This is a genomic window from Nocardia sp. CA-136227, assembly GCF_050955695.1.
Taxonomy (GTDB): domain Bacteria; phylum Actinomycetota; class Actinomycetes; order Mycobacteriales; family Mycobacteriaceae; genus Nocardia.
The window spans coordinates 729,325-751,928 of sequence record NZ_CP192081.1 but is presented as its reverse complement, the minus strand read 5'-3'; the positions used below and the strand labels follow the sequence as shown (position 1 = coordinate 751,928).

At 69.6% G+C, this 22,604-nt stretch carries 20 protein-coding genes; 13 read left to right on the top strand and 7 right to left on the bottom strand.

Annotated elements, in window-relative coordinates; genetic code table 11:
• Nucleotides 1-7 precede the first annotated feature (7 nt).
• Complete coding sequence (locus ACQP06_RS03540) at nucleotides 8-1,678, bottom strand: hypothetical protein (protein WP_433670448.1); 1,671 nt, start codon at nucleotides 1,676-1,678, stop codon at nucleotides 8-10.
• Nucleotides 1,679-1,873: 195 nt separating this feature from the next.
• Here ACQP06_RS03540 and ACQP06_RS03535 point away from each other — a divergent pair, with 195 nt between their 5' ends.
• Nucleotides 1,874-2,272: a YccF domain-containing protein gene (locus ACQP06_RS03535; RefSeq protein WP_387300377.1), complete on the top strand. Its 399-nt coding sequence runs from the start codon at nucleotides 1,874-1,876 to the stop codon at nucleotides 2,270-2,272.
• A gap of 32 nt (nucleotides 2,273-2,304) precedes the next feature.
• On the opposite strand, the gene ACQP06_RS03530 is transcribed toward ACQP06_RS03535, so the two are convergent.
• Entirely contained in the window at nucleotides 2,305-2,742 is a 438-nt protein-coding gene (locus tag ACQP06_RS03530) for a MarR family winged helix-turn-helix transcriptional regulator (protein WP_357089467.1), read from the bottom strand.
• 109 nt (nucleotides 2,743-2,851) lie between these two features.
• Between ACQP06_RS03530 and ACQP06_RS03525 the strand changes: the two genes are divergently transcribed.
• Nucleotides 2,852-3,094 carry a DUF2530 domain-containing protein gene (locus ACQP06_RS03525; protein ID WP_379272159.1) on the top strand — a complete coding sequence of 81 codons (243 nt, stop codon included), beginning with the start codon at nucleotides 2,852-2,854 and terminating at the stop codon, nucleotides 3,092-3,094.
• A 111-nt stretch (nucleotides 3,095-3,205) separates the two neighbouring features.
• Nucleotides 3,206-3,820, top strand: a complete 615-nt coding sequence (locus tag ACQP06_RS03520; protein WP_433670445.1) for a TetR/AcrR family transcriptional regulator — start codon at nucleotides 3,206-3,208, stop codon at nucleotides 3,818-3,820.
• Between the two features lie 57 nt (nucleotides 3,821-3,877).
• On the opposite strand, the gene ACQP06_RS03515 is transcribed toward ACQP06_RS03520, so the two are convergent.
• Both ACQP06_RS03515 and ACQP06_RS03510 read right to left on the bottom strand, forming a co-directional pair.
• Nucleotides 3,878-7,111: a sacsin N-terminal ATP-binding-like domain-containing protein gene (locus tag ACQP06_RS03515; RefSeq protein WP_433670443.1), complete on the bottom strand. Its 3,234-nt coding sequence runs from the start codon at nucleotides 7,109-7,111 to the stop codon at nucleotides 3,878-3,880.
• Nucleotides 7,112-7,231: 120 nt separating this feature from the next.
• Nucleotides 7,232-8,377: a DUF3027 domain-containing protein gene (locus tag ACQP06_RS03510; RefSeq protein ID WP_433670441.1), complete on the bottom strand. Its 1,146-nt coding sequence runs from the start codon at nucleotides 8,375-8,377 to the stop codon at nucleotides 7,232-7,234.
• Nucleotides 8,378-8,394: 17 nt separating this feature from the next.
• Between ACQP06_RS03510 and ACQP06_RS03505 the strand changes: the two genes are divergently transcribed.
• The 3 genes from ACQP06_RS03505 (at nucleotide 8,395) to ACQP06_RS03495 (ending at nucleotide 11,945) form a co-directional block, all read left to right on the top strand.
• Nucleotides 8,395-9,189, top strand: a complete 795-nt coding sequence (locus ACQP06_RS03505; protein WP_433670439.1) for a glutaminyl-peptide cyclotransferase — start codon at nucleotides 8,395-8,397, stop codon at nucleotides 9,187-9,189.
• Nucleotides 9,190-9,651: 462 nt separating this feature from the next.
• Nucleotides 9,652-11,355 (top strand): MFS transporter, encoded by a 1,704-nt coding sequence (locus ACQP06_RS03500; RefSeq protein ID WP_433673227.1) that lies wholly within the window; start codon nucleotides 9,652-9,654, stop codon nucleotides 11,353-11,355.
• Nucleotides 11,352-11,945 carry a DUF2771 family protein gene (locus tag ACQP06_RS03495; RefSeq protein WP_433670437.1) on the top strand — a complete coding sequence of 198 codons (594 nt, stop codon included), beginning with the start codon at nucleotides 11,352-11,354 and terminating at the stop codon, nucleotides 11,943-11,945. Before ACQP06_RS03500 ends, ACQP06_RS03495 begins: the two co-directional genes overlap by 4 nt.
• 97 nt (nucleotides 11,946-12,042) lie before the next feature.
• Here the strand turns inward: ACQP06_RS03495 and ACQP06_RS03490 are convergent, their stop codons facing one another.
• Nucleotides 12,043-12,483 carry a cold-shock protein gene (locus ACQP06_RS03490; RefSeq protein WP_357282822.1) on the bottom strand — a complete coding sequence of 147 codons (441 nt, stop codon included), beginning with the start codon at nucleotides 12,481-12,483 and terminating at the stop codon, nucleotides 12,043-12,045.
• Between the two features lie 137 nt (nucleotides 12,484-12,620).
• Between ACQP06_RS03490 and ACQP06_RS03485 the strand changes: the two genes are divergently transcribed.
• From ACQP06_RS03485 to ACQP06_RS03470, 4 genes are all read left to right on the top strand, one after another.
• Nucleotides 12,621-12,851 carry a hypothetical protein gene (locus ACQP06_RS03485; RefSeq protein WP_433670435.1) on the top strand — a complete coding sequence of 77 codons (231 nt, stop codon included), beginning with the start codon at nucleotides 12,621-12,623 and terminating at the stop codon, nucleotides 12,849-12,851.
• Between the two features lie 390 nt (nucleotides 12,852-13,241).
• Nucleotides 13,242-13,874 carry a transglycosylase family protein gene (locus ACQP06_RS03480; protein ID WP_433670433.1) on the top strand — a complete coding sequence of 211 codons (633 nt, stop codon included), beginning with the start codon at nucleotides 13,242-13,244 and terminating at the stop codon, nucleotides 13,872-13,874.
• 149 nt (nucleotides 13,875-14,023) lie between these two features.
• The gene (locus ACQP06_RS03475) at nucleotides 14,024-14,218 is read left to right on the top strand and encodes a hypothetical protein (protein WP_433670431.1); all 195 of its coding nucleotides are present in this window, start codon (nucleotides 14,024-14,026) and stop codon (nucleotides 14,216-14,218) included.
• A gap of 137 nt (nucleotides 14,219-14,355) precedes the next feature.
• A complete protein-coding gene (locus ACQP06_RS03470; RefSeq protein WP_433670429.1) occupies nucleotides 14,356-16,716 on the top strand; it encodes a helicase-associated domain-containing protein in 2,361 nt (786 codons plus the stop codon).
• 74 nt (nucleotides 16,717-16,790) lie between these two features.
• Here ACQP06_RS03470 and ACQP06_RS03465 read toward each other — a convergent pair whose 3' ends face one another.
• Both ACQP06_RS03465 and ACQP06_RS03460 read right to left on the bottom strand, forming a co-directional pair.
• Nucleotides 16,791-17,321, bottom strand: a complete 531-nt coding sequence (locus ACQP06_RS03465) for an LppU/SCO3897 family protein (RefSeq protein ID WP_433670427.1) — start codon at nucleotides 17,319-17,321, stop codon at nucleotides 16,791-16,793.
• Nucleotides 17,322-17,655: 334 nt separating this feature from the next.
• Nucleotides 17,656-19,218, bottom strand: a complete 1,563-nt coding sequence (locus tag ACQP06_RS03460) for a cellulase family glycosylhydrolase (RefSeq protein WP_433670425.1) — start codon at nucleotides 19,216-19,218, stop codon at nucleotides 17,656-17,658.
• 239 nt (nucleotides 19,219-19,457) lie between these two features.
• Here ACQP06_RS03460 and ACQP06_RS03455 point away from each other — a divergent pair, with 239 nt between their 5' ends.
• From ACQP06_RS03455 to ACQP06_RS03445, 3 genes are read left to right on the top strand one after another with little or no spacing between them, the layout of a single operon-like run.
• Nucleotides 19,458-21,116: a DNA repair helicase XPB gene (locus tag ACQP06_RS03455; protein ID WP_433670423.1), complete on the top strand. Its 1,659-nt coding sequence runs from the start codon at nucleotides 19,458-19,460 to the stop codon at nucleotides 21,114-21,116.
• Between the two features lie 37 nt (nucleotides 21,117-21,153).
• Nucleotides 21,154-21,822 (top strand): DUF3239 domain-containing protein, encoded by a 669-nt coding sequence (locus ACQP06_RS03450; protein WP_433670421.1) that lies wholly within the window; start codon nucleotides 21,154-21,156, stop codon nucleotides 21,820-21,822.
• Between the two features lie 54 nt (nucleotides 21,823-21,876).
• Entirely contained in the window at nucleotides 21,877-22,515 is a 639-nt protein-coding gene (locus ACQP06_RS03445; protein ID WP_433670419.1) for a LysE family translocator, read from the top strand.
• Nucleotides 22,516-22,604 lie beyond the last annotated feature (89 nt).

Sequence of the window (22,604 nt, the reverse complement as noted above, 5' to 3'; positions counted from 1 at the left end):
GAATGCTCTACCGACCGGCGATCTTCGCGCGGAACGGTCCGCCGACGCTGTTGAACAGCAGATCGCCGTTGGGGAAGCCCTCCACGATGGCGTAGGCGCCGTTGCCGAGGTTGGACTGCCCGAAGATGGTGCGGTGCACCGTCTCCCCGGTCTTCCAGTCCAGGCCGGTCACCTCCCAGCCGTCGGCCTTGCTGTAGCCGTTGACGAAGACCATCCCGGTCGTGGTCGAGGTGGCCGGAACCATGGAGGTCGAGACCACGTCACCGCGCTCCCACACCGAATTCCACTTGTCCGCCTTCGGATCCCATTCGAAGCGCTGCATGCCGTGCGGCGGCGCGTCGACCGGGCCGTTGGAGAGCACGTCCACCAGGCGATCGGGTTCGCCGCCGGAACCGATGTTCTGCACCACGAACGCGCCGTACCCGTTGACCACCACGGACTGCTCGGACTGGATGAACTCCGGCTTCGGATCGGTCAGACCGGCGGTCACCTCGATCTGGTCGGCGATCCGGTTCGACTCGGCGCCGGGCTTCTGGGCGAAGCCCTCGGGAATCTTGTTGCGCCAGAACGCGACCAGCTTCATGTGGTCCGCGCCGTCGGTGATCACGACCAGTTCGTCGTTGTCCTTGCCGTAGCCCATCAGGGTCGGCGTGGATCCGGTGCCGATGCCGAACTTCACCGCCGGGGGCTGGCGGCCGAAGTCGTAGGGCGAGGACCACGCGCCGTCGCTCTCCTCGGTGGAGAGCTTGCTGCCGGTCCACACCACCTTGCGCATGATCTTGTCGCTGGCGATGTAGATGCCGCCGTCCTCGTCATTGGCCATGGAGTTCGACACGGTCTCGTCGCTGCCGAAGCGCACCTGCTGGGGCGTGCCCGCCAGGTCGCGGTCGAAGGCCAGCAGGCCGCGCGAGGACGCCACGATCACGTGGCCGTCGTAGGTCATGGAGACGCCGACGATGTTCTCCGGCATGCCCAGCGAGGTGGTCCCGGTGCCCAGGTACTGCTTCAGGTCGATGTGCTTGACGACCTCGATGCCGTCCTCGGGCTTGTCCTTGTTCTTCAGCGCGAAGATGAACAGCTGCGAGTCGAAGGTGTTGAAGTAGACCCGGTTGTCCTTGTCGACCAGGCCGTAGACGCCATTGGCGATGCGGGTCCAGTTCGCGCCGCCCCAGTCCTGGGCGATGGCGTTCTGGATCTGCCCGGCGTCGGTGAAGTTCTGGTCCAGCACCTGGTCCAGGGCCTGCGGGCTGATCGATGCGATGCCCGGGGTGTCCAGGGCCGCGATCTCCTTGAAGCCGCCGTCGGAGACGTCGACGTAGCGGACGCCCTGGGTCGAGGAGATCCAGCGGTATTTGTCCGAGGTGGAGGCCAGGGTCATGATGCTCACCGGGCCGACCGGCACCCGCGGCATGGCCTTCGGGTCGATATGGAAGGTGCCGCGCGGAATCGGGTCCGGGAAACTGTCGGACTGCGCGGAATCCAGGTGGGTGATGGCGTAGTGGTCGGCGGCCAGATACGGATTGCGCGCGGGGCCCGAGCCGGCCGTGCCGGGCTCCGATCTCGCGGTGGAGTTCGCTGCCGAACCCGAGGAATTGCCGCTACTGCACGCGGCCAGGCCGCCCGTTGCGACAAGGGCCAGCGCGGTCAGGCCTACCGATAGTCGTTTAATGTTGCTCAAAGTATGCCCACGCTTTCTCCGAATATCGAGACAGCATCTGGAACTGGCTAGATCTTGGATAGCGTGAGATTAGCAGTGAGCTGATTCACCAATCGGGAAATCCACCGGGTTTCACCCGTTACCGGACAGGGCCACCACCGATCAGTCAGGGTTTTCCCGGTGGTGCGGGCCCGTGCCCGCTGGCATGCTGGAACCGTGAAACCGATCCAGTTGATCCTGAACATCCTGTGGCTCGTGCTGGTCGGGTTCTGGATGGCCATCGGCTATGTGATCGCCGGGCTGATCTGCTGCATCCTGATCATCACCATCCCCTGGGGAATCGCCTCGTTCCGCATCGCCTATTTCGTGCTCTGGCCCTTCGGCCGCGAAGCGGTGGAGAAGCCGGACGCGGGTGTGGGATCGATGCTCGGCAATATCGTGTGGATCGTGGTGGCCGGGTGGTGGCTGGCGCTGGGGCACCTGATGACCAGCATCGCGCTCGCGGTCACCATCATCGGAATCCCGTTCGCCTGGGCGAATCTCAAGCTGATCCCGGTATCGCTGTTCCCCCTGGGCCGCGAAATCGTCGACAGCGACCGACGTTTCGGCTACTAGGACGGCGAGGCGCCCCGGCGAATCGGTACGCCTTACTCCGACTCGTCGACGATCTGCTTCATGATGCCGACCGCTTCGCGGAGCACGCCGACCTGGCTGGGCGTCAGCTGCGAGAGCTGATCGGTCATCCACGCCTCGCGGGCCTGATTCTCGTCCGCTATCAAGGCCCGGCCCGCGTCCGACAGCGACACGATGATCTGCCGTCCGTCGGTGGGGTGCGGATTGCGTTCCACCAGATCCATTTCCGACAGCGAGGCGATGACCCGGGTCATCGACGGCGGCTGCACCCGCTCCTTGGCGGCCAGCGCGCCCGGCGTCATGGCGCCCTCCCGATTCAGCGTGGCGAGCGCGGACAGCTGCGTCAGCGAAATCTGGGCATCGGCCCGCCGGCCTCGCAGATGCCGAGTCAAGCGCACCACCGCCAGCGAGAGTTCACCGGCGAGCGCTCGAATGTCGGAAGGCGTTGTCACAGAGGCAAACGATACGGGAACGCCCGCGCGGGGGTCGCCGGTTCGCCTGGTCCAGCGCCGAGCGCACCGGCGCGCCACCGGAACGGCTCGCGCCCTCTAGTCTGAGGGGGTGACCCCGCCGACCGTCCCGGAGATTCCGCCGCGCTTCACCGATCCGCGTCCCGTACTCCTGGTGGGCGCCATCGGTTTCCTGATCGCGACGGTCGCGGTGTGGCTGAACGACGCGTGGGCGACCGCGCGTCCGGTGTGCCTGATGGGATTGGGCGTCGGACTGCTGGGCTACACCATCTTCGCGATTCAGCGGCGGAGTGCGCGTCGGGGTGATAAAGGCGCACAACGCGGTCTGGATTAGCACAGGGAAGCGACTGGTCATCTGACCAACAGGCATGCCAAGCAAACTTGTGTAGCCCGCGAATTGACTGCACGCGCCTCGGAGGCTTAACTCCCTGGAGTGTCCTCCCGATTGAGCGTCGAAGAACGACGGGCCCACCTTATCGAGGCAGCCATCGGCCTTGCCGAAAAAAAGGGCGTGGCCGGGGTTACCACCCGCGATGTCGCGCAGGCAGCCGGTGTTTCCCTCGGTGTGGTGCATTACTGTTTCGAAAACAAAGATCAGCTGATGACCGAGCTGGTCAAGGCGCTTTCGATGGAATTGCGTGATTCCGTCGACGCCAACGAAACCGTATGGCAGGACGTCGGAACCGGAAAAGCCGCGTTTCAGCAATTGGTGCGTGCCGGCCTGGAACTCATGTGGCTCAACATCGAAGCCACCCCGGAACGACAACTACTCACCTACGAGACCACCACCTACGCGCTACGCGAAGGGGAACAGACCCCCGCCAAACTGGCCATCGCCCGCGAGCAGTACACCTTCAACGACTCCACGGTCGCCGATATCTTCGAGCACGCGCGCGAAGCCACCGACTGCCAGTGGACCGTTCCGGTCGGCACCCTGTCCCGCTTCATCCTCGCCACCATCGACGGCATCGTGCTGCGCTGGCTGGTCGACAACGACAGCGCCGCCGTCCGTGACCAACTGGACGTCCTCGCCACCACCGTGGCAGCCCACGCGGCCTGACCCGACCCCTCTTCTCCTCCGGCGCGGGCAGCGTGATCGCCCGCGCCGGACCCGATCTCAGCGACGCGAGAAGTTCTGCGGCTGCCCCTGCACATGGGTGACATCGCCCTCGCGCCACCACGCCACCTCGACCGTGGCCTCGAACGCGCCGGTCAACCGGACCCGCAATTCGTCGTGCACCACCAGATCGCCTGCCGGAAGCGGCATATCGAACTGCAGGCGCAACAGCACGCCCAGCGGATCCGCGGTCCAGCTGGTCTCGCGACCCGTGCTCACCACCTCCGCCGTCACCGCCTCCGAGGCCAGCGGCAGATCCAGCAGGGTGGCCAGCGGACGCGCGCACGCCATGTCCCCGACCACCAGGCGATCCGCGGGCAGCGCCGGACCGAACCACGGGCGATCCAGCACCAGCGCGTCGGCGGCCGGGATCACCTCCCCGCTCAGCGCGCGCACCTGACCCGGCAGCACCAGGTCCTCGGTGTCCAGCCGGCCCGCGTCCAGCGCCTCCGCCAAACGCCGGTAGGTCTGCGAAATCGATTCGGGCGTAGGCACTCTCGCCGGATCGGCCAGCGCGTCGAGCAGCTCCTCGGCGAGCGCGGGCGTCAGCACCTCCGGATCGGCGAGAACACTGCGCAGCACCGCCAGGTCCTGGGCGCCGAAGCCCGGCAGCTGCGGGAGCAGGCCCGCGAACAAGGTGTCGTCCGGATGGCGCAGCAGGCCCAGCGGAATGCCGTCGATGTGCGCGTGATGCCGCAGCCACCACGCGGTGTAGCCGTCACGGTCGGCGACCAGGCGGCGGGTGCTCTCCTCGGCCAGCAGCAGGCGCAGGGCCTCCGGCCATTCGGCGTCGTCCACCAGGTCCAGGTCGCGGACCGCCACCAGTTCGGACGGATCCTCGACCAGGCTCTCCCACCAGGTCTCCTCGTCGTCGAGGTGATGGTCGGGGCCGGTCGGATCGGACTCGGCGACCAGGGTGAAACCCCAGCCGACGCCGATGGCGCGCAAAGCTTCCGAGCCGTAGCGCTCCAGGACCGCGGAATCCACGGTGGAGAACGGCGAATCCGCGACCAGCACCCGGTCCAGCGGCGCGCCCGGCAGCAGCAGTTCGTCGGCGGGCGTCAATTCGCCCTGCACGTCCGGCAATTCGATCAAGCCGAGCCAGGACGGCAACGCGCCCGGCGCGGCCAGGGAATGCGCGGCCAGACCCAGCACCGCGTCCACGGTGTCGGGATCGCTGGGATCGTCCTCCAGCACCGCCTGCAGGCCCGGATCGTTCAGCAGATCCTCCGGCGTGGCCGGACGCGCGCCCAGGCGGCCCAGCAGCTCGTGCGCCGCCTCCGGATGCGCCAACCGCGCCCAGTGCACCGGAATCGCCTGCTCCAGACGGTCATCCAGCACCACCGTGCGCGGACCCGTCACCAGTCGGCCGTCCACCAGCGGCACCGCCAGCGCGCCCAGCTCCTCCACCGACAGCGGATCCACCGCGAACGACTCCAGGGCGTCGTACAGCGAATACCACCACTGCGGTTCGCGTTCCAGGCCGCCGGACAGCTCCGCGATCCGGGCCAGGCCGATCCGGTGCACATCCAGGGCCGCCAGCGCGTCCGTGAACAGGCGGCCCGACAGCTCCGGAATCACCAGCGGTCCGGTCATCTCCGCCAGCAGATCCGCCAATTCCGTGGTCACGCCGGTGAAGACGCCTGCCCGGCGAGGCGAGGCCACACCGATCCGGACCTCCCCGGCCGCCGGAATTCCGGCCGGATGAGATTCATCCACAGCCATCCCCAGCCCGCCGAGGTCGAATTCGGCCGCGCCGGTGGACGCGGTCAGGTCCTCGACCCCGGCCAGGTCGGCGGCCCGGGCCAGATCCGCGGCGGCGGCCAGATCGCCGGACTCGGCCGCGCCGTAACCGGCCACCACATCGTGCGGGCCGATGGCGTCATGGGGTTCGACGGCGTCGGAGGGCGATTCGTCCTCTGGCAGGTCCCACAGCGGCAGCGTCTCCGGCTCGGCGGGACGCGCGGCGCGCGGCTTGGCCGACGGCACGGGGGCATCGGGGCTCGCCACCGGTGCCGGGGCGGAAGCGCTGGGTTCCGAGGCCTCGGCCGGTTGCGGAGCAAGCGTGGGTTCGAGGAGCGCCGCATCGAAATCCGCTGGGGCGAGCGCGGGTTCGGCATCCTGGTGGACGGTGAGGACCGGCAGCCACTCGTTGTCGCGGAGTTCGGCGATGAGGGCTTCACGCAGGACGGCGTCGGTCTCACTGCGGGCGAAGCCCGGGGTGGGGACCAGGACCAGCCGGTCGCGGGGCGGGAGGGCGCGCGCGAAGGCGGCGTAGTCGGTCGCGAGCTCGGCCGGGCGGGCGCTCGGGAGCAGGCGGCGGCGGTCGGGCTGCATGGGGATGTCGGCGATGAGGACCGCGGGGAGCGAGAGTTCCTCGTCCGAGCGGGTGGGGGCGCGCAGCACATCCGGGCGGGTGGCGACCGGGCGGCCGTCGCGTACCGGGAGCAGCCAGCGGGCGCGCTCGGTGCGGTATTGCCACCACAGGCGCTCATCGGAATTCGGCCCGGTGACCGCGAGTTCGGTGAGGCCGCCCTCCAGTTCGCGCCGGGTGCTCGCGATCTCGTCGTCGCCGATGCGAATCTTGGTCAGGGCGGGCAGTTCCAGCAGCAGGTCGGGAGCCTCGGCGCGCATCTCGGCGAGCAGCTCGACCGGGTCCACCGATTCGCGCAGGCGCAGCACGATCTCGCTGTCGAAGCCGTCCGCGGGCCGCTCGGCGATGGCCCAGGCCAGGCGCAACGCGGGCGGCTCGAAATCGCCGGACTGCTCCGGGATCTCGATGCCCTGCACGCCGAGCAGCGCCCAGGTCTCGCCCCGGGAGAACCGCACCGACCCGCTGGTCGACCGGAACTCCACCTCGTCGGACACGGTCAGCACCGCGGTGAAACCCACCCCGAACTGCCCGACGGCCGCGCCCTCGGTCTTCCCGGAGGCGCGCAGGGCGGTCAGCGCGTGCACGCCCGAGACGTCCAGCGGCGCACCGCTGTTGGCGATGTGCAGGGTACGGCCGTCCAGCCATACCGCGATCCGGCCGGGCACCCCGGCCTTCACCGCCGCGTCGGCGGAGTTCTGAGCCAGCTCGGTCAGCAGCCGGTCCCGGTATCCGGCCCGCACCAGATCCGCCTCGGTGGCGGCGTCCTCGCGCAACCGGGTGGGCGAGCCGCGCCAGGCGGCCACCACTCCGGCGCGCAATTCCGCCGTGCCGAACGGATCCTCGAATTCGGTCGCGACCACGCGCTACGCCCTTTCCCGAAAGCGGTTGTTGGCACGCCAAGGCCAAGCATCCGGGGTATTACACAGGATCCGGCGCGATCCACCGAAATCCAGCGCTGCCGGGAACTTCCGCGACCGGGCTCAGCGCGACTCCGCCGACCCGGTCTCGGGTTCCACCGACACCGCGGTCACCGCCCACGCGTCGTCGTACACCGCGTCCGGATCGGCCGACTGGAACACGCCGGGATCGGCCTGCTCGGCCTCGGTCTCCCCCGTCGCGGCGGTCTCGCCCTCCGCGACGGCGACCTCGGTCACCTCGACATCGGCGTCCACCACACCGGCCGCCACATCGGCGGACTCGGTCGGGGTCCGCGTTTCGGCGGCGCTCGCCTCGGCGTCGGCGTCGTCAGCCGCCGCGGTCTCGCCTGCGGCGGCGTTCTCCGACTCGGCGGCAGCGCCCGATTCGGCTTCGGCCGCAGTGTTTTCCGCACCCTCGGTCGCGCCGGATTCGTCCGCCGCGGCGGCGGTTTCCGGGCGGAGTTCGGCGAGCGGGATCAGTTCCACGGCGGCGTCGTCGTACGCCTCGTACAGCGGGGAGCCGTTGCCGGTGGGCAGTTCCACGTCCGAGTGCGCGCCGCAACCGTAGGCCACGTGCACGACACGCCCGTCGGCGCCCATGGCATTGCCGCACACGCCGAAGGCGGCGCGCAGGGAACCGGCGAGCGGGACGTAGAAGCCGCAAAGGCCGCAGGTGGACGGCGCGGAACGGGCCATGTCGGTGTCGGGGCCGAATTCGGAGAACCAGCGGTCGGCGGCCTCCTCGCGGCCCTCGCGGGACAGCACCCGGGTGCGGCCGAGGCCGATCTCGAGCGCGACCTCGTCGACGGCCGGGTCACCGGTGGCGACATAGCCGGGCACCAGGCGCGGGTCGTTCGCGCGCGGGGCCAGCAGGTCGCCGGGGGCGAGATCGCCGGGGCGGATGCGCTGATCCCACGGGATGAAGTCGGGCGCTACCAGGGCGTCCGGACCCGGCAGCAGGGCCGACTCGCTGACGGTGGCGACCGTCGCCTCCGGCGGGGCCGCCACCACGACCGCCCACTGCCAGCCGTGATAGCCGGGCAGGGTGGCCTCGAAGTGATGGGTGGCCGAGGATTCGTCCTCGCCCGTCACGCCCAGATGCGCGCCCACGCCGACCGGCTCCAGATCCAGCAGCGCACGGCGGGCCAGCTGGACCGCCTCCGCCAGGATCGGCCGCACACCGGACTCCGAAACTCCAACCGCGCTCACGCCCTACATTTTGCCGTATGGAGCGCAAACGCCGTGCACCGGTAGCGGCCGCCACGATCACGCTGTCCACGGCCCTGGCCCTGGCCGGGACCATCACCGGCTGCACCAGCACCGACAACACGCCGAAGTGGCGTGTCGAAGTCGTCGCGACACGGCCGCACGACCCGGGCGCGTTCACCGAGGGATTGGAAGCAGACGGCTCGGTTCTCTATGAGGGCACCGGACTCTCCGGCCACTCGTCCGTCGTGTCCACCGACCTGAACACCGGGGCCGAACTCGCCCGCGCCGAGCTGCCCGCCCCGCTCTTCGGCGAAGGCATCACCCGCGCCGGGGACCTGCTCTGGCAGCTCACCTGGAAGGACGGGCTCGCCATCGCCCGAAACCCCGCCACCCTGACCGAGATCCGCACCGCCCGCTTCGACGGCGAGGGCTGGGGCCTGTGCACACGCGGTGATCGCGTGGTCATGAGCAATGGGAGTTCCACCCTGACCTTCCGCGATCCGCGGACCTTCGCCGTCACCGGGACCGTCACGCTCACCGGCCACAAGAACGCTCACCTCAACGAACTGGATTGCGCCCCGGACGGTTCCGTCTACGCCAACACCTGGGCCACCGACACCATCCTGCGCATCGACCCCGACACCGGTGACGTGCTGGCGAGCATCGACGCCTCCGGTCTGCTGCCCGGCAGCGCCCGCACCCCCGACACGGACGTGCTCAATGGCATCGCCCATCTGCCCGGCACCGATCGCTTCCTGCTCACCGGCAAGAAGTGGCCCACCGCCTACGAAGTCCGTTTCGTTCCCGCCTGACCCGCCAAAACGACCGGTCTCTCCAACTTGTGGCGTCCCACACCGGCGGTAGTGCAGCCGCACGCCGACGGCACTGCAAGAATTGGGGGCGTGACTGCCCCCCGTGACCCCGGTGCCGATCCCGGTCGCTGGGGCGACGAGGACTCACCCATGATCGAACGGCATCCGGGGTACGACCGCTATCCGCCCGCGAACCGCGCCGGGCGGCGGCCCGCGCCGCCGCGCGACCAGGACGACGTGCCGGAATTCCTCACCCGGCGCGCACCCACCCGACCCGCCGAACCGTCCTCGGGGGTGCGCAGCGAACCCGCGCGCGACCGCGGCGGCGACGCACCGCGCGAACCGGAGGCCCGGACCTCACGCTGGGCGCAGCGCCGCCACGCCAAGTCCGATTCCGGTGACAACCCGCCGACCCGGCCCTACGAGACCCAGCCGTCCCGCGGAACCGGGGACGAGCCGGAGATGTGGCAGCAGCCGCACGACTTCAACACCACCCGGCGCGTGCGCTACGACGCCGCCTCGGGACACGCCCCGGAGCCCGAGAGCTCGCCCCCGCGCGGGCACACGCCGCACCGTCACGACCCGAAACCGACAAGCGCGCTCGGACCCGAGGGCCGCGACACCGCCGCCGAATCCTCGGAAACGGCTCATACGCAGCAGCTTTCAGCCGGTGACAACCCGGACGCCCACGACAGCGGCGGGCTGCACAAGCCGCCCCGGAAGCTGACCGTCACCCGGGTCGCGGCACGCCGCAGCATCGAACTGACGCAGAGCGGTTTCGCGACCTTCCAGCGCGCCGCCAAGGCCGACGGCGCGGAGGAGTCCGGCCTCACCGCGCTCGTGTACGCCACCATGGCGAACTTCGCGACCGACGCCGCCATCGCGGTGGCCCTGGCCAATACGTTGTTCTTCGCCAGCGCGACCGCGGAGTCGGTCACCAAGGTGGCGCTGTACCTGGTGATCACCATCGCCCCGTTCGCGGTCATCGCACCGGTGATCGGCCCGATGCTGGACCGCCTGCAGCACGGCCGCCGGATCGCGCTGGCGGGTTCGTTCGCGATCCGCGTGCTGGTGGCCGGATTGCTGATCTTCAATATCGACAACTGGGCGCTGTACCCGCTGGCCCTGTGCATGATGGTGCTCAGCAAGTCGTTCTCGGTGCTGAAGTCCGCGGTCACCCCGCGCGTGCTGCCGCCGGGAATCGACCTGGTGCGCACCAACTCTCGCCTCACCGTCTTCGGACTGGTCGGCGGCACCCTGTGCGCGGGCGGCGTGGCCGCGCTGATCGCCAAGGTGACCGGCTCGACCGGCGCGCTGCTGTTCGCGGCCGCGCTGGCCGCCGCCGGCATGTTCCTGAGCCTGCGTATCCCGGCCTGGGTGGAGAACACCGAGGGCGAGGTGCCGGCCACCCTCGGCTACCACGGCGACGACTCCCGCACCGAGGTGCTGGACCCGAGCCGGGCCGGGGACGTGCCGCCCACCAAACGCCGTCAGCCGCTGGGCCGTTCGGTGGTGACCGGCCTGTGGGGCAACAGCACGGTGCGGGTGCTGACCGGCTTCCTCACCTTCTATGTGGCGTTCGTGGTCAAGGCCACCGACAAGCACGGCGTGCAGCAGATCGCCATGCTGGGCATCGTCGGCGCGGCCGCGGCCATCGGCAATTTCGCGGGCAATGCGACGGGCGCCCGCATGAAACTCGGCCGCCCCCAGCTGATCGTGCTGATCTGCACCGTCGCCTGCGTCACCGCCGCCGTCGCCGCGGCGGTCCTGGACAGCCTGCTGGGCGCGGCGCTCGCCACGCTGATCGCGGCGGGCGCGAGCGCGCTGGCCAAGGTGTCACTGGACGCTTCTATCCAGGACGACCTGCCCCCGGAATCGGTCGCGTCCGGTTTCGGCCGCTCCGAGACCGTCCTGCAGCTGGCGTGGGTCTTCGGCGGCGCGCTGGGCGTCCTGCTGCCCACCCTGTGGATGCCGACCATGTGGTGGAAGGGGTTCGCCGTGGTCTCGGTCATCATGGCGCTGGGCTTGATCCAGACCGTGGTCAGCTACCGTGGTCATTCGCTGCTGCCCGGTTTGGGCGGTAACCGACCTCAGCACGCCAAGCAGGAGATCCCCGGTGCGCACGGCGCGGGGAACCCACCCAGTAACGGACAGGAAACCCGGTGAGCCAACCCAAAGCCCGCACGATCATCGCTCTGCTGGCGGTTCTAGCCGTGGTGGCCGTGGCCTACTTCGCCGCGATCGTGGTCATCGCCCGCCACACCGACAAGTCCGAGCCCGCGATCACCGCGTACGCGCACGGCAAGTCCGTGACGGTCGAGCCCTTCCTGTACTGCGACCTCGAGATCTCCAAGGAACGCCTCTCGATGGGCAAGTGCAACACCACCGAGGCGGTCTCCGACCTCGACGTGCCGCCCGGCTCCACCATCCAGCTGTCGCTGCCCAAGGAGATCGTCGACTCCCCGTGGGAGCTGCTGATCGGCTACCGCCTGCCGAACAACAAGGCCGACGCGGAGATCCTCACCTACAAGGAGCCGTGGAAGCTGTCCGGCAAGCCGGAGCGCGACCAGGACTCCAAGTGGGACAAGCCGCGCACGCTGACCATCAAGACCCCCGCCAACGAGGGCGTGAAGCTGGCCATCATGGAGCTGCACCTGCCCATTCCGGCGCGCGACGAGGCCGGCAACGAGGGCGTCATCTCCCGCGGCATCTGGGCGGTGCACACCCCCGCGTTCGATCCCGCGCTGTTCAGCTGAGCTCGGCCGGATCCGGGAAACCGGGTCCGCCCCAACGTGAATCGGGCCCCGGTGATCGAATCACCGGGGCCCGATTGCCGTTTCGAGCGCGTGCGACCTAGTGGTCGAGCTCGCGCGCCACGCCGCGCACCACTTCGGCGATGCGCTGGGCGGTCTTGCGGTCCGGGTACTTGCCGCGACGCAGGTCCGGCTGCACCTTGGTCTCCAGCAGCGTGATCATGTCCTCGATGAGGCCGTGCAGCTCGTCCGGCGACTTCCGGTTGACGGGGGCGCCGTCGGTGCGGCCGCCGCGGCCACCGCGCTCGCCCCGGCCGCCGCGCTCCTCGCGCAGGGTGGGGGTCTCCAGCAGCTTCAGCGAAAGCGCCTGCGGGCCACGGCGACCCGCGGCCATCCCGAACTCGACGCGCTGACCCGGCTTCAGGGCCTCGACACCATCGGGCAGCGCCGACGATCGAACATAGACGTCTTCTCCCTCATCCTGGGACAGGAAGCCGAAGCCCTTTTCGACGTCGTACCACTTCACCTTGCCGGTCGGCACTGCGCTCACCCGTTCGTCATTCCAGCCCGGAGCAACCGGGCAAAAGAACGCGCCCCACACAGCTATGCAGGACGCGACTGAACTCCGAGTCTACCCCGGTGCGAATAGCCCGAGCACATCAGTTTTACGGTCTTGAGGTGTCCGACACTTCTTCCGAGCAGGCCCCTCGCCGTTCCGCGAGCTGGCTGCTCTACATCGCCATGGGACTGTTCGCGATCGGATTGCTGGCGGTCTTCGCCATCTTCGGCATCGGGCTGCTGACCGATTCGAAGCCGGGGGTGTGGCTGTACCTGCTCGCCATGTGCGCGCCGCTGGGCTTCCTGCTGTCGATCGTCTACGCGCTGTGGTCGGGGCGCCGGACGCGCTGAGATTGCCCAGTTCGTTACCCGGCCATGCCTGTGATCTTCGTCACATAACGAGACGGTCACGGAGTGGTGACAGACCCCTATCGGCCGAGACTCGCCGTGACCACCAGCACAGACGCCCGATGGAAGCCGTTGCGCCGGTAAATGACCCGACGGACACGACGGTTATCAAATGGTGATTTTTCGCGGCGGGCGTCGTAATGTTCTCCCCGCCGGGTCAGCCCGGCGCCACCGGCCCGCCGCACCGAACTTCGCCCCGCGGGTACGGACCCCCAACTGGAACAAGGGGCGAAGACGAGGCATAGCGCACAGCCAGTGCGCCGGGCCGGACGACCTCTCAGTCCGACCCCGGTAGTCGGTCTCGCAGGCGCGTACGAGAGGAAAGACCCGAAAATGAGTGGACGCCATCGCAAGCCGACCAACACCGGCCGCACTGTCGCCAAGGTTGCCCTGACCGGCATCGCTCTCGGCGGCGCCGGAGTGGCCATGGCAGGAAACGCCAGCGCGGCACCCGACTCCGACTGGGACAAGCTCGCACAGTGCGAAGCCGGCGGTAACTGGGGCATCAACACCGGCAACGGTTTCCAGGGCGGACTGCAGTTCTCCCCCGGCACCTGGACCGCCCACGGCGGCGGCGAGTACGCCGCGACCGCCAACCAGGCCAGCCGTGAACAGCAGATCGCGGTCGCCGAGAAGGTCCTCGCCACGCAGGGTTGGGGCGCATGGCCCGGCTGCTCCTCCAGTCTCGGCCTCTCCAGCTCCGCCACCCCCCGTACGGCCCCCGCGCCCGCCGCGTCCGACGTCCCGCAGTGGGCTCCGCAGCAGGCCGGCCCCGGCGGCGCCACCAACGGCACGCAGGAAGTCTTCCAGGCCGTCGACCGCGCCATCGCGGTCGCCCAGCAGCAGGGCATTCAGATCCCGCAGCCCGCACTGGATTTCCTCAACGCCACCAAGGCCAATGGCACCCAGCTCGATCCGGGCGTCGTGAACTTCTTCCAGGCGAACAAGGGCCTGCTGCCGCAGTAGGCAGCCCCCTGTTCCCTGCTCCCGAATGCCCCGCATCAATGGCGATGCGGGGCATTCGTGCGTTTCGGCCCGAGGTTGCTGGTGGAACGCCATGACGGGCGCGAACTTCCGGGTGCCGGGGAGGGCGGCCCAGGGGTGCTCGTGCCAGAATGAGCGGCGTGGTGAACAAATCGAACAAACCCTATGTGGACAACGGCTGGCCGGAGACCAACGGCGATCACGCGGTCACCGAGCTCTCCTCGACCCGCTCCGGTGGACTCTCCCCCTACGGCGAGGACACGGAGTTCCCGCTGCCGGTCGAGCAGCTGCCCTACGTGCACCCGCACACCATCGTCAACCGCTGATCCGTCGTACCGACCGATATGCGGTTGACGGCGCTCGTTCCCGGGCGACCGCCGCGTACGACTCCAGGCCCTGTCTACCGCCTGGTGGCCGCGGCGGTCGCTGAACCGCGCCCGCACTCCCCGACGGATCGGGTGAAGTGACCGAAACCCCCACCCCGACGGGCGACCCGGACGCGCCCGCCGATTCCACGGCCAAGCCCGCGAAATCCGCCAAATCCACGGATCCGACGCTGGCCGAGTGGCTCTCCAAGCGCGGCGACGACGAACTCGTGACGCTGCTGGAGCTGCGCCCCGACCTAGCCGTCCCGCTGCCCGCCTCGATGGCCGTGCTGGCCGCCCGCACCGAGCAGCGTGCCTCGGTGCTGCGCGCGGGCGACGAGCTGAACACCCTCGACTTCGCCGTCATCGAAACCCTTGTGGTGCAAGGAGCCGGGGACGGCCGCCACGGCGCTCCCCTGCCCGCCAAGACGCTGCGCAAGCTGCTCTCGGACCGGGTGCCCGCCGCCCCCGTGAACGCCGCGCTGGCCAAGCTGCGCGCCCGCGCCCTGGTCTGGGGCCCCGACACCGCCCTGCGGGTGTCACCGGCCGCGCAGGAGGCCCTGCCCTGGCCGCTGGGCAGCACCACAGAATTGCCGGACTCGCTCACCGAGCCCGAGATCACCGCCGCCCTGGCCGCGGCCACGCCGCAGGAACGCGCGCTGCTGGAGAAGCTGGCGAGCACCGGCCCGCGCGGCCGCACCCGCGACGCCGCGCCCGGCACCCCCGACGACCGTCCGGTCCAGCGGCTGCTGGCGCAGCGGCTGCTCAACTGGATCGACGAGGAGACCGTGGAGCTGCCGGTCTCGGTCGGGCAGGTGCTGCGCAACGAACCGGTCACCGATCCGCACGCGCTCGCGGCCCCGCACCCCGACACCACCAAGCACGCCCCCGCCGACATCAACGCGGTGGCCGCGGGCGAGGCGGGGGAACTGTTGCGGCACAGCGCCTCCGTGCTGGAGGTGCTCGGCCGCGCACCCGCCCCGATACTGCGCTCGGGCGGCCTCGGGGTCCGCGAGCTGCGCCGGGTCGCCAAGCAGACCGGCATCGACGAGGACCGGCTCGGCCTGCTCGCCGAGATCCTGGCCGCCGCCCGCCTGATCGACAAGGGCACCCCCGAACCCGCGCCCGACGGCGACGGCGCCGACGACTTCTGGACGCCGACCACCACCTCCGACGCCTGGCTCGCCGTGGTGCCGTCGCGCCGCTGGGCGGTGCTGGCGCAGGCCTGGCTGGAACTGGACCGGCTGCCGTGGATGATCGGGCTGCGCGACGCCAACGACAAACCCCTGGCGGCGCTCTCGGCGGAGCTGCGCACCGTGTACGCGGTCCGCGACCGGCACGCCGTCCTGGGCCTGCTGGCCGAATTCCCGCCCGGCACCGAGGTTTCCGCCGCCGACCTGGGCCGCATCCTGGCCTGGCGGGAACCGCGCCGGCGCCGCCACTACCGGCTGGAGGCGGTGCGCGCCACCCTCGCCGAGGCCGAGGCGCTCGGACTGCTGGCGCGCGGCGCGGTCACCTCCGCGGGGCGCGCCCTGCTGCACGGCAGTCCCGAGGACGCCGAATCGGAGATGGCGATCGCGCTGCCCGAACCGGTGGATCACGTGCTGGTGCAGGCGGATCTGACGGTCATCGCGCCCGGCCCGCTGGTGCCCGAACTGCAGGACCGGATCGCCATGGTCGCCGACGTCGAATCGGCGGGCGCGGCCACGGTGTACCGGATCAGCGAGACCTCGGTGCGCCGCGCCCTGGACGCCGGGGCCACATCCGCGGAACTGCACCACCTGTTCACCACCCACTCCCGCACCCCGGTCCCGCAGTCGCTGACCTATCTCATCGACGATGTGGCCCGCCGCCACGGCCGCCTGCGCGCGGGCATGGCCCAGAGTTTCGTGCGCAGCGACGACCCCACGCTGCTCGCCGAGGTGCTGGCCGCGCCCGTCGCCGGGGAACTGGCCCTGCGCGCGGTGGCCCCGACGGTCGCCATCTCCCAGGCCCCGCTGGGCGAGGTGCTGGAACGCTTGCGCGCCGCCGGATTCAGCCCCGCGGGCGAGGATTCCGCGGGCGCCATCGTGGACCTGCGGCCGCGCGGCGCGCGCCTGCCGGCCCGCCAGCGCCCGCACCCGAACTGGCGGCCCAACCCGCCCAGCACCGACCAGCTGCGGTCCCTGGTGGCCGAGCTGCGCGCGAGCGAGCGCGCCGCGAATGCCCGTGCCGGGCAGACGGTTCGCTCAGACGGCTCCCGCACCAGCACCCAGGCCACCCTCAACCTGCTCCAGCTGGCCGCCCGCACCCGCCGCCGCGTCCACATCGGCTACGTGGACGCCCAAGGCGTCGCCTCACAGCGCGTGGTCGAACCCCTCAAGGTCGGCGGCGGGCAACTCGACGCCCTGGACCCGGTCACGGGCGCGGTCCGCCACTTCACCCTGCACCGCATCGCCTCGGTCGCCTTGGTCGAATAGGAAAAGCCCGGCGCCCGAACGGCATTGGTGATGCCGACGAGTACCGGGCTGATTCTTGGTCCCGAGACCTGGGTTTACCCCTTGGGGTTGCCTAGGCAGAAGGTGGTCTTCGGATCGGGGACGATGCGGAACCCGATCGCGGTGCTCGGGTCGCAGGCGAATTCGTCGGCCTGGCCGTCGATCCGGTCGATCACCTTGAACGAGGCTTCCGGAGCCGTGCACGCCACGAACTTGTAGCCGGTGGTCTGGCTCTCGTTGTAGCAGGAGCCCTTCTTGAAGTTGGGGCTCAGGCACAGGAAGGCCGTGGTGCCGCCGTTGAGGGTCTCCTCGTAGGAGGTCTGCTCTTCCTTGCAGTCGGTCTTCTTGTCCGCGACCGCGGCGACCTTGTAGACCGCCTTCTGGTCGGAGCAGTCGACGGGCGCGGTCTTGGAGTCGGTGGCGGAGCCCTCGATCACATTGATGCAGTCACCGACCTTGGACTTGGCGGTGTCGGACTTGCTGGCGTTCTGGAGCGCCGAACAGCCGGAAACGGCGAATACGGCCACGGCCACCGCCACGAGGGCGAGCACCAGGCGCACCAACGGCCTCGTTCCTGCGAGCTTCACTAGCGAAAACCTTTCTCACCGAACCGTTCACTGCTGTGAACGCGGTGAGAATACCTGTGTGCCGCCCGGACCCGCATCCGACGCCGGGTTATATCCGGACGGCATCACCGATCAGTGCCCGCGACTCAGTGCGGCAGCATGGACAATCCGCGCATACCCAGCCACGAGAGGTTCACGAGCAGGGTGGGCAGGGTGCTGAGCATCGGCAGGCCGAAATACAACATGGGTTACCTCTCGATCGACAAAACTGGGCGCGTGACCAACAGCGCCCCTTTGCCGTGTGTCGATATCCGTGCCCCACTCGTTACACAAGCGGGGCAATAGCTTTCGCGCATCATTGTGCCGAACCGGAGCCCGATCCGCTGCCCGACCCGGAATCCGCGGAGCCGCTCGCCGAGCCGCTGCCCGCCGAACCGCTCGCCGACCCACTGGCCGAACCCGTCCCGATCGGACCGGTGGGCACGGTCGCGCCCTTCGACCCCGGACGGTTGATGTACACGGTCACCGCGGTCGACGCGTCGGCCTCCACCGTCACCACTCGCGCACCCGGCGCTGAGGTCACGTGGCCGCCCTCGACCCGCACCGCGTAGCCGTCCGGATAGTGGACGTCCGAGGCGTAGATCTCCGTGGTTCCCGCGCGCGGGGTGTAGCGGTAGGCGAAGTCACCGGTGTCCGGATCGAAGATCATCCGCCCGGGCATGCCCGCGGTCGCCCGCGGATAGGTGCGCACCAGCTGCTTGCCGACGTCCCCGAGGAACGGATCCGGCTTCGGACCGCCCGCCCCGAAGCGCGAGGAGTAGTGCCAGTACTGCCAGCTCGCGAACCGCTCGTCCGCGCGGACCAGGGTATTGCGCAGCACCGTCGCGTCCCCGTCGCCGAATTCGGTGACCAGCGTGGGCAATTGGGTGCGTGCGGTGAGGGCGTCGATATTGCCCCAGGTCTTGTCCTGCTGCAGCGGGCACAGACCGCGCAGGAAGGTGGGCAGGCCCATGTAGATGGCCATCTGGCTGGGCATGCAGTAGTCGTGCGGCGCGAACGCGATGTTCGGCGCGCTGATCGGCGGATTCTTGCCCAGGTTGCTGGGCATGGTCTCGTTCCAGGTGACGTTGGGCTCCCACAGCACCATGAGGTCGCCATTGCTCCCGCGTACCGCGTCGGTCAGCTTCTGCATGGCCGCTTGGTATTTCACGTCGAAGCCCGGGCAGCCGTTCGGGAAGCAGGACAGGAACGCGCTTCCCGGCCACGGCTCGTTGAGCAGTTCGATGCCCATCGCGCCGGGATGGCCGCTCATCTTCGCGGCGAGCGCGCCGAGCGCCTGGCCGAGGTAGTCGAGGGCGCCGTAGGAGTTGTTCCACACCTCGTCCCAGCCCGCGTTCATGCTGGGCATCAGATAGTAGAGGGGGAAGCCGAGATTGGGCTCACCCGCTCCCGGGCGGGCGTGGAGGGACCACTCCGGAAAACCGTTGCCGCCCCACACCTTCGACAAACCGTCCTGGTGGTTGTCGAGCACGGTGTGGATCCCGTACTCCGCCAGGGTGTCCACGATGCCCGCGACCCGATCCAGGTACGCGGTGTCGACGACGCCCTGGGTCGGCATCAGCCCGTCGAAGGACACGCCCAGCCGGACGGTGTTGAAGCCGTGGCGGGCGAGCAGCGCCGCGTCGTCCTCGGTGACGGTGAGCCCGTCCCCCGCCTGGAGGAAGGGCGGTTCCTTGTCGACATTGTTGACCCCGTGCAGCAGCACGACCCGGCCGCTGTCGTCCACGAAGTGCGAGCCGTCGGTGTGGATCCGCCCGATCGAGGCGGCGGTGGGCGCGGCGTCCGCGACGACCGCGGAGGCCATCATCCCGCCCGCGATGGCGGCGGCCAGGAGCCCGCGCGTCCAGCGTCTCTGCATTCTTTTCGGTTCCCTCAGGTCAAACGTCCAAATGGACAAGCGTCCAATTTTCGAGTGATCGTAGCCACCAGAAGTCTGGGCTTGACCGTTTTCACCGAATCCGGCGCGACGGATGGGCCCGGTCAGGGGCATGCTCGACCACCGATCCGGGCACGGGACGCAGGTCACGTGGCTTTGTCGGTGTCTTCCTGGAGAATGGTCAAGGCCCGTTCGGGCCCGGATCAAGCCAGGAGGTGTTCGTGACCGACGGTCCACTCATCGTGCAGAGTGACAAAACGCTGCTGCTGGAGGTCGATCATGAGTCGGCCGGCGCGGCGCGGCAGGCCATCGCGCCGTTCGCGGAGCTCGAACGCGCGCCCGAGCACGTGCACACCTATCGGGTGACGCCGCTCGCGCTGTGGAACGCGCGGGCCGCCGGGCACGACGCCGAGCAGGTCGTTGACGCACTGGTCAACTTCAGCCGGTACGCGGTGCCGCAGCCGCTGCTGGTCGACATCGTCGACACCATGGCCCGCTACGGGCGGCTGCAGTTGATGAAGCACCCGGCGCACGGGCTGGTCCTGGTCAGCCTGGATCGCGCAGTGCTGGAGGAAATCCTGCGGCACAAGAAGATTCAGCCGATGCTGGGCGCGCGCATCGACGACGACACGGTGATCGTGCATCCGTCCGAGCGCGGCCGCATCAAGCAGATGCTGCTCAAGGTCGGCTGGCCCGCCGAGGACCTGGCCGGCTACGTCGACGGCGAGGCGCACCAGATCGACCTGGACTACCAGTCCAGCGACTGGCATCTGCGCGACTATCAGGAACTGGCCGCGGAGTCGTTCTGGGCGGGCGGCTCCGGCGTGGTGGTGCTGCCGTGTGGCGCGGGCAAGACCATGGTGGGCGCGGCGGCGATGGCGAAGGCCAAGGCCACCACGCTGATCCTGGTCACCAATACCGTGGCCGGGCGGCAGTGGCGGCGCGAGCTGCTGGCCCGCACCTCGCTGACCGAGGACGAGATCGGCGAGTACTCCGGGGAGCGCAAGGAGATCCGTCCGGTCACCATCGCCACCTATCAGGTGATCACGCGCAAGACCAAGGGCGAGTATCGCCACCTCGAGCTGTTCGACAGCCGCGACTGGGGCCTGGTCATCTACGACGAGGTACACCTGCTGCCCGCCCCGGTCTTCCGGATGACCGCCGATCTGCAGTCGCGCCGCCGGCTCGGGCTGACCGCCACCCTGGTGCGCGAGGACGGCCGCGAGGGCGACGTGTTCTCGCTGATCGGCCCGAAACGCTACGACGCACCGTGGAAGGACATCGAGTCGCAGGGCTGGATCGCGCCCGCGGACTGCGTCGAGGTGCGGGTCACCCTGACCGATGCCGAGCGCATGGCCTACGCCACCGCCGAGCCGGAGGAGCGCTACAAGCTGTGCTCCACCGCGCGCACCAAACTGCCGGTGGTGGAGTCGATCCTGGCCCGGCACAAGGACGCGCCGAGCCTGGTGATCGGGGCCTACCTGGATCAGCTGGACGAGCTGGGCGAACACCTGAACGCCCCGGTCATCCAGGGTTCCACCCGCACCAAGGAGCGCGAGGAGCTGTTCGACGCCTTCCGTCGCGGCGAGATCCCGGTGCTGGTGGTGTCGAAGGTGGCCAACTTCTCCATCGACCTGCCGGAAGCCTCGGTGGCGGTGCAGGTTTCGGGCACCTTCGGGTCGCGGCAGGAGGAGGCGCAGCGGCTCGGGCGGCTGTTGCGGCCGAAACACGACGGGGGCCAGGCTCACTTCTATTCCGTGGTCGCACGTGACACGCTGGACGCCGAGTATGCCGCGCACCGGCAGCGTTTCCTGGCCGAGCAGGGGTATGCCTATCGCATCACCGATGCGGACGACCTGCTGGGTCCGACGATAGGATAAGTGGAGGAAGAGCCTCCATAAGGCGGGAGGGACGTACGTGCGGCGCTTCGAATTCGCGGTGGACCGTGACCATGCTCGGGCGGTCAACGAGGTGGTGGCGTACCTGCGGCGACTCCGCATCTGGGCATACACGGCCGCCGCCGCGCTGGGACTGGGCACCGCGTTCCTGATCTGGGTGAACCACCCGTGGTCCTGGCTGCTGGCGGTGGCCTTCCTGGCCGCCGCGGTGACCGCGCTGTTCATCGGATACTGGATGCCGCATCGCGGCCGGGTGGACAAGCTCTACGCCGCGGGCGACCTGGTGCCCGCGGTGGTGTCGGAGACCCACGGGAACGGGGCCACCCTGCTGGCCCTGGTCGATCTGGCCAAGCCGAACACCCCCGGCCCCCGCTACGCCCTGGTGACCCGCACGGTCCGCTCCCTACCCGGGCACCGGGCCCGCACCGGGGAACGGGTGCCCGCGGTGACCGTGCGCGTGGACCGCGCCCCCGGCCCGGTCGGCGACCTGTGGCAGTCGGTGAGCGCCATGCCCATCGCCTGGGGCACCCGGGACCTGAACATCATCGAACGCGCCCGCGAGGCCATCCACGAGGTCGAGTGGAAGCTGCTCACCGACAATCTGGATCTGGCCATCAAGGTGCGCGGCGCGGACGCCAAGCGCCTGCTGCTGGACCCGCAGCAGCTGCCGGAGGAGTTGCGCGGCTGAGCGATCCGCTCCGAACCCGCGTTTTTCGCTTGCGCCGCTTCGTAGGATGGGGTGATGGTTCCCGTCACGAATCTGGTGGCGTTTCTGATCGCGGCCGTCGCGCTGATCGTAATCCCCGGCCCCGGAGTGCTTTTCGTCATCGGCCGGGCGCTGTCCTACGGGCGGCGGGCCGCGCTGCTGTCCGTGCTCGGCCATTCCCTGGGCGTCCTCGGCGTCATGGTGCTGGTCGCGGCCGGTCTGGGCACGCTGCTGGCCGCGTCCGCGATCGCGCTGGCGATCGTGAAGTTCGCGGGCGCGCTCTATCTCATCTACCTCGGGGTGCAGGCGATCCGGGATCGCCGCGCGCTGCGGGAGGCGTTCCAGGCGCGGGCCGAGCCGGTCGGCACCGGCCGCGCGCTGCGGCAGTCGATGCTGGTGGGCGTCACCAATCCGAAGGCGATCATCTTCTTCTCCGCCGTGCTGCCGCAGTTCGTGGCCCCGCACGCCGGCCCGGTCCCGGTGCAGATGCTGATCCTCGGGCTGGTGTTCATCGCCGTCGCGCTGGTCTCCGACTCGGTGTGGGCGCTGGCGGCCGGTTCGGCGCGGGAATGGTTCGCGCGCTCACCGAAGCGGCTGGAGGCGGTCGGCGGCGCGGGCGGGGTGATGATCATCGGCCTGGGGGCGAGCGTGGCCGTGTCGGGCAGCGGTAGCTGAGTCCGGAGCCGATTAGCATCAGCTCGTCGGCACTCGTAGGTGTGTGGAAAGGGCGGCTGGAGCGGATGCTTCGGAACTGGCGGTACCTG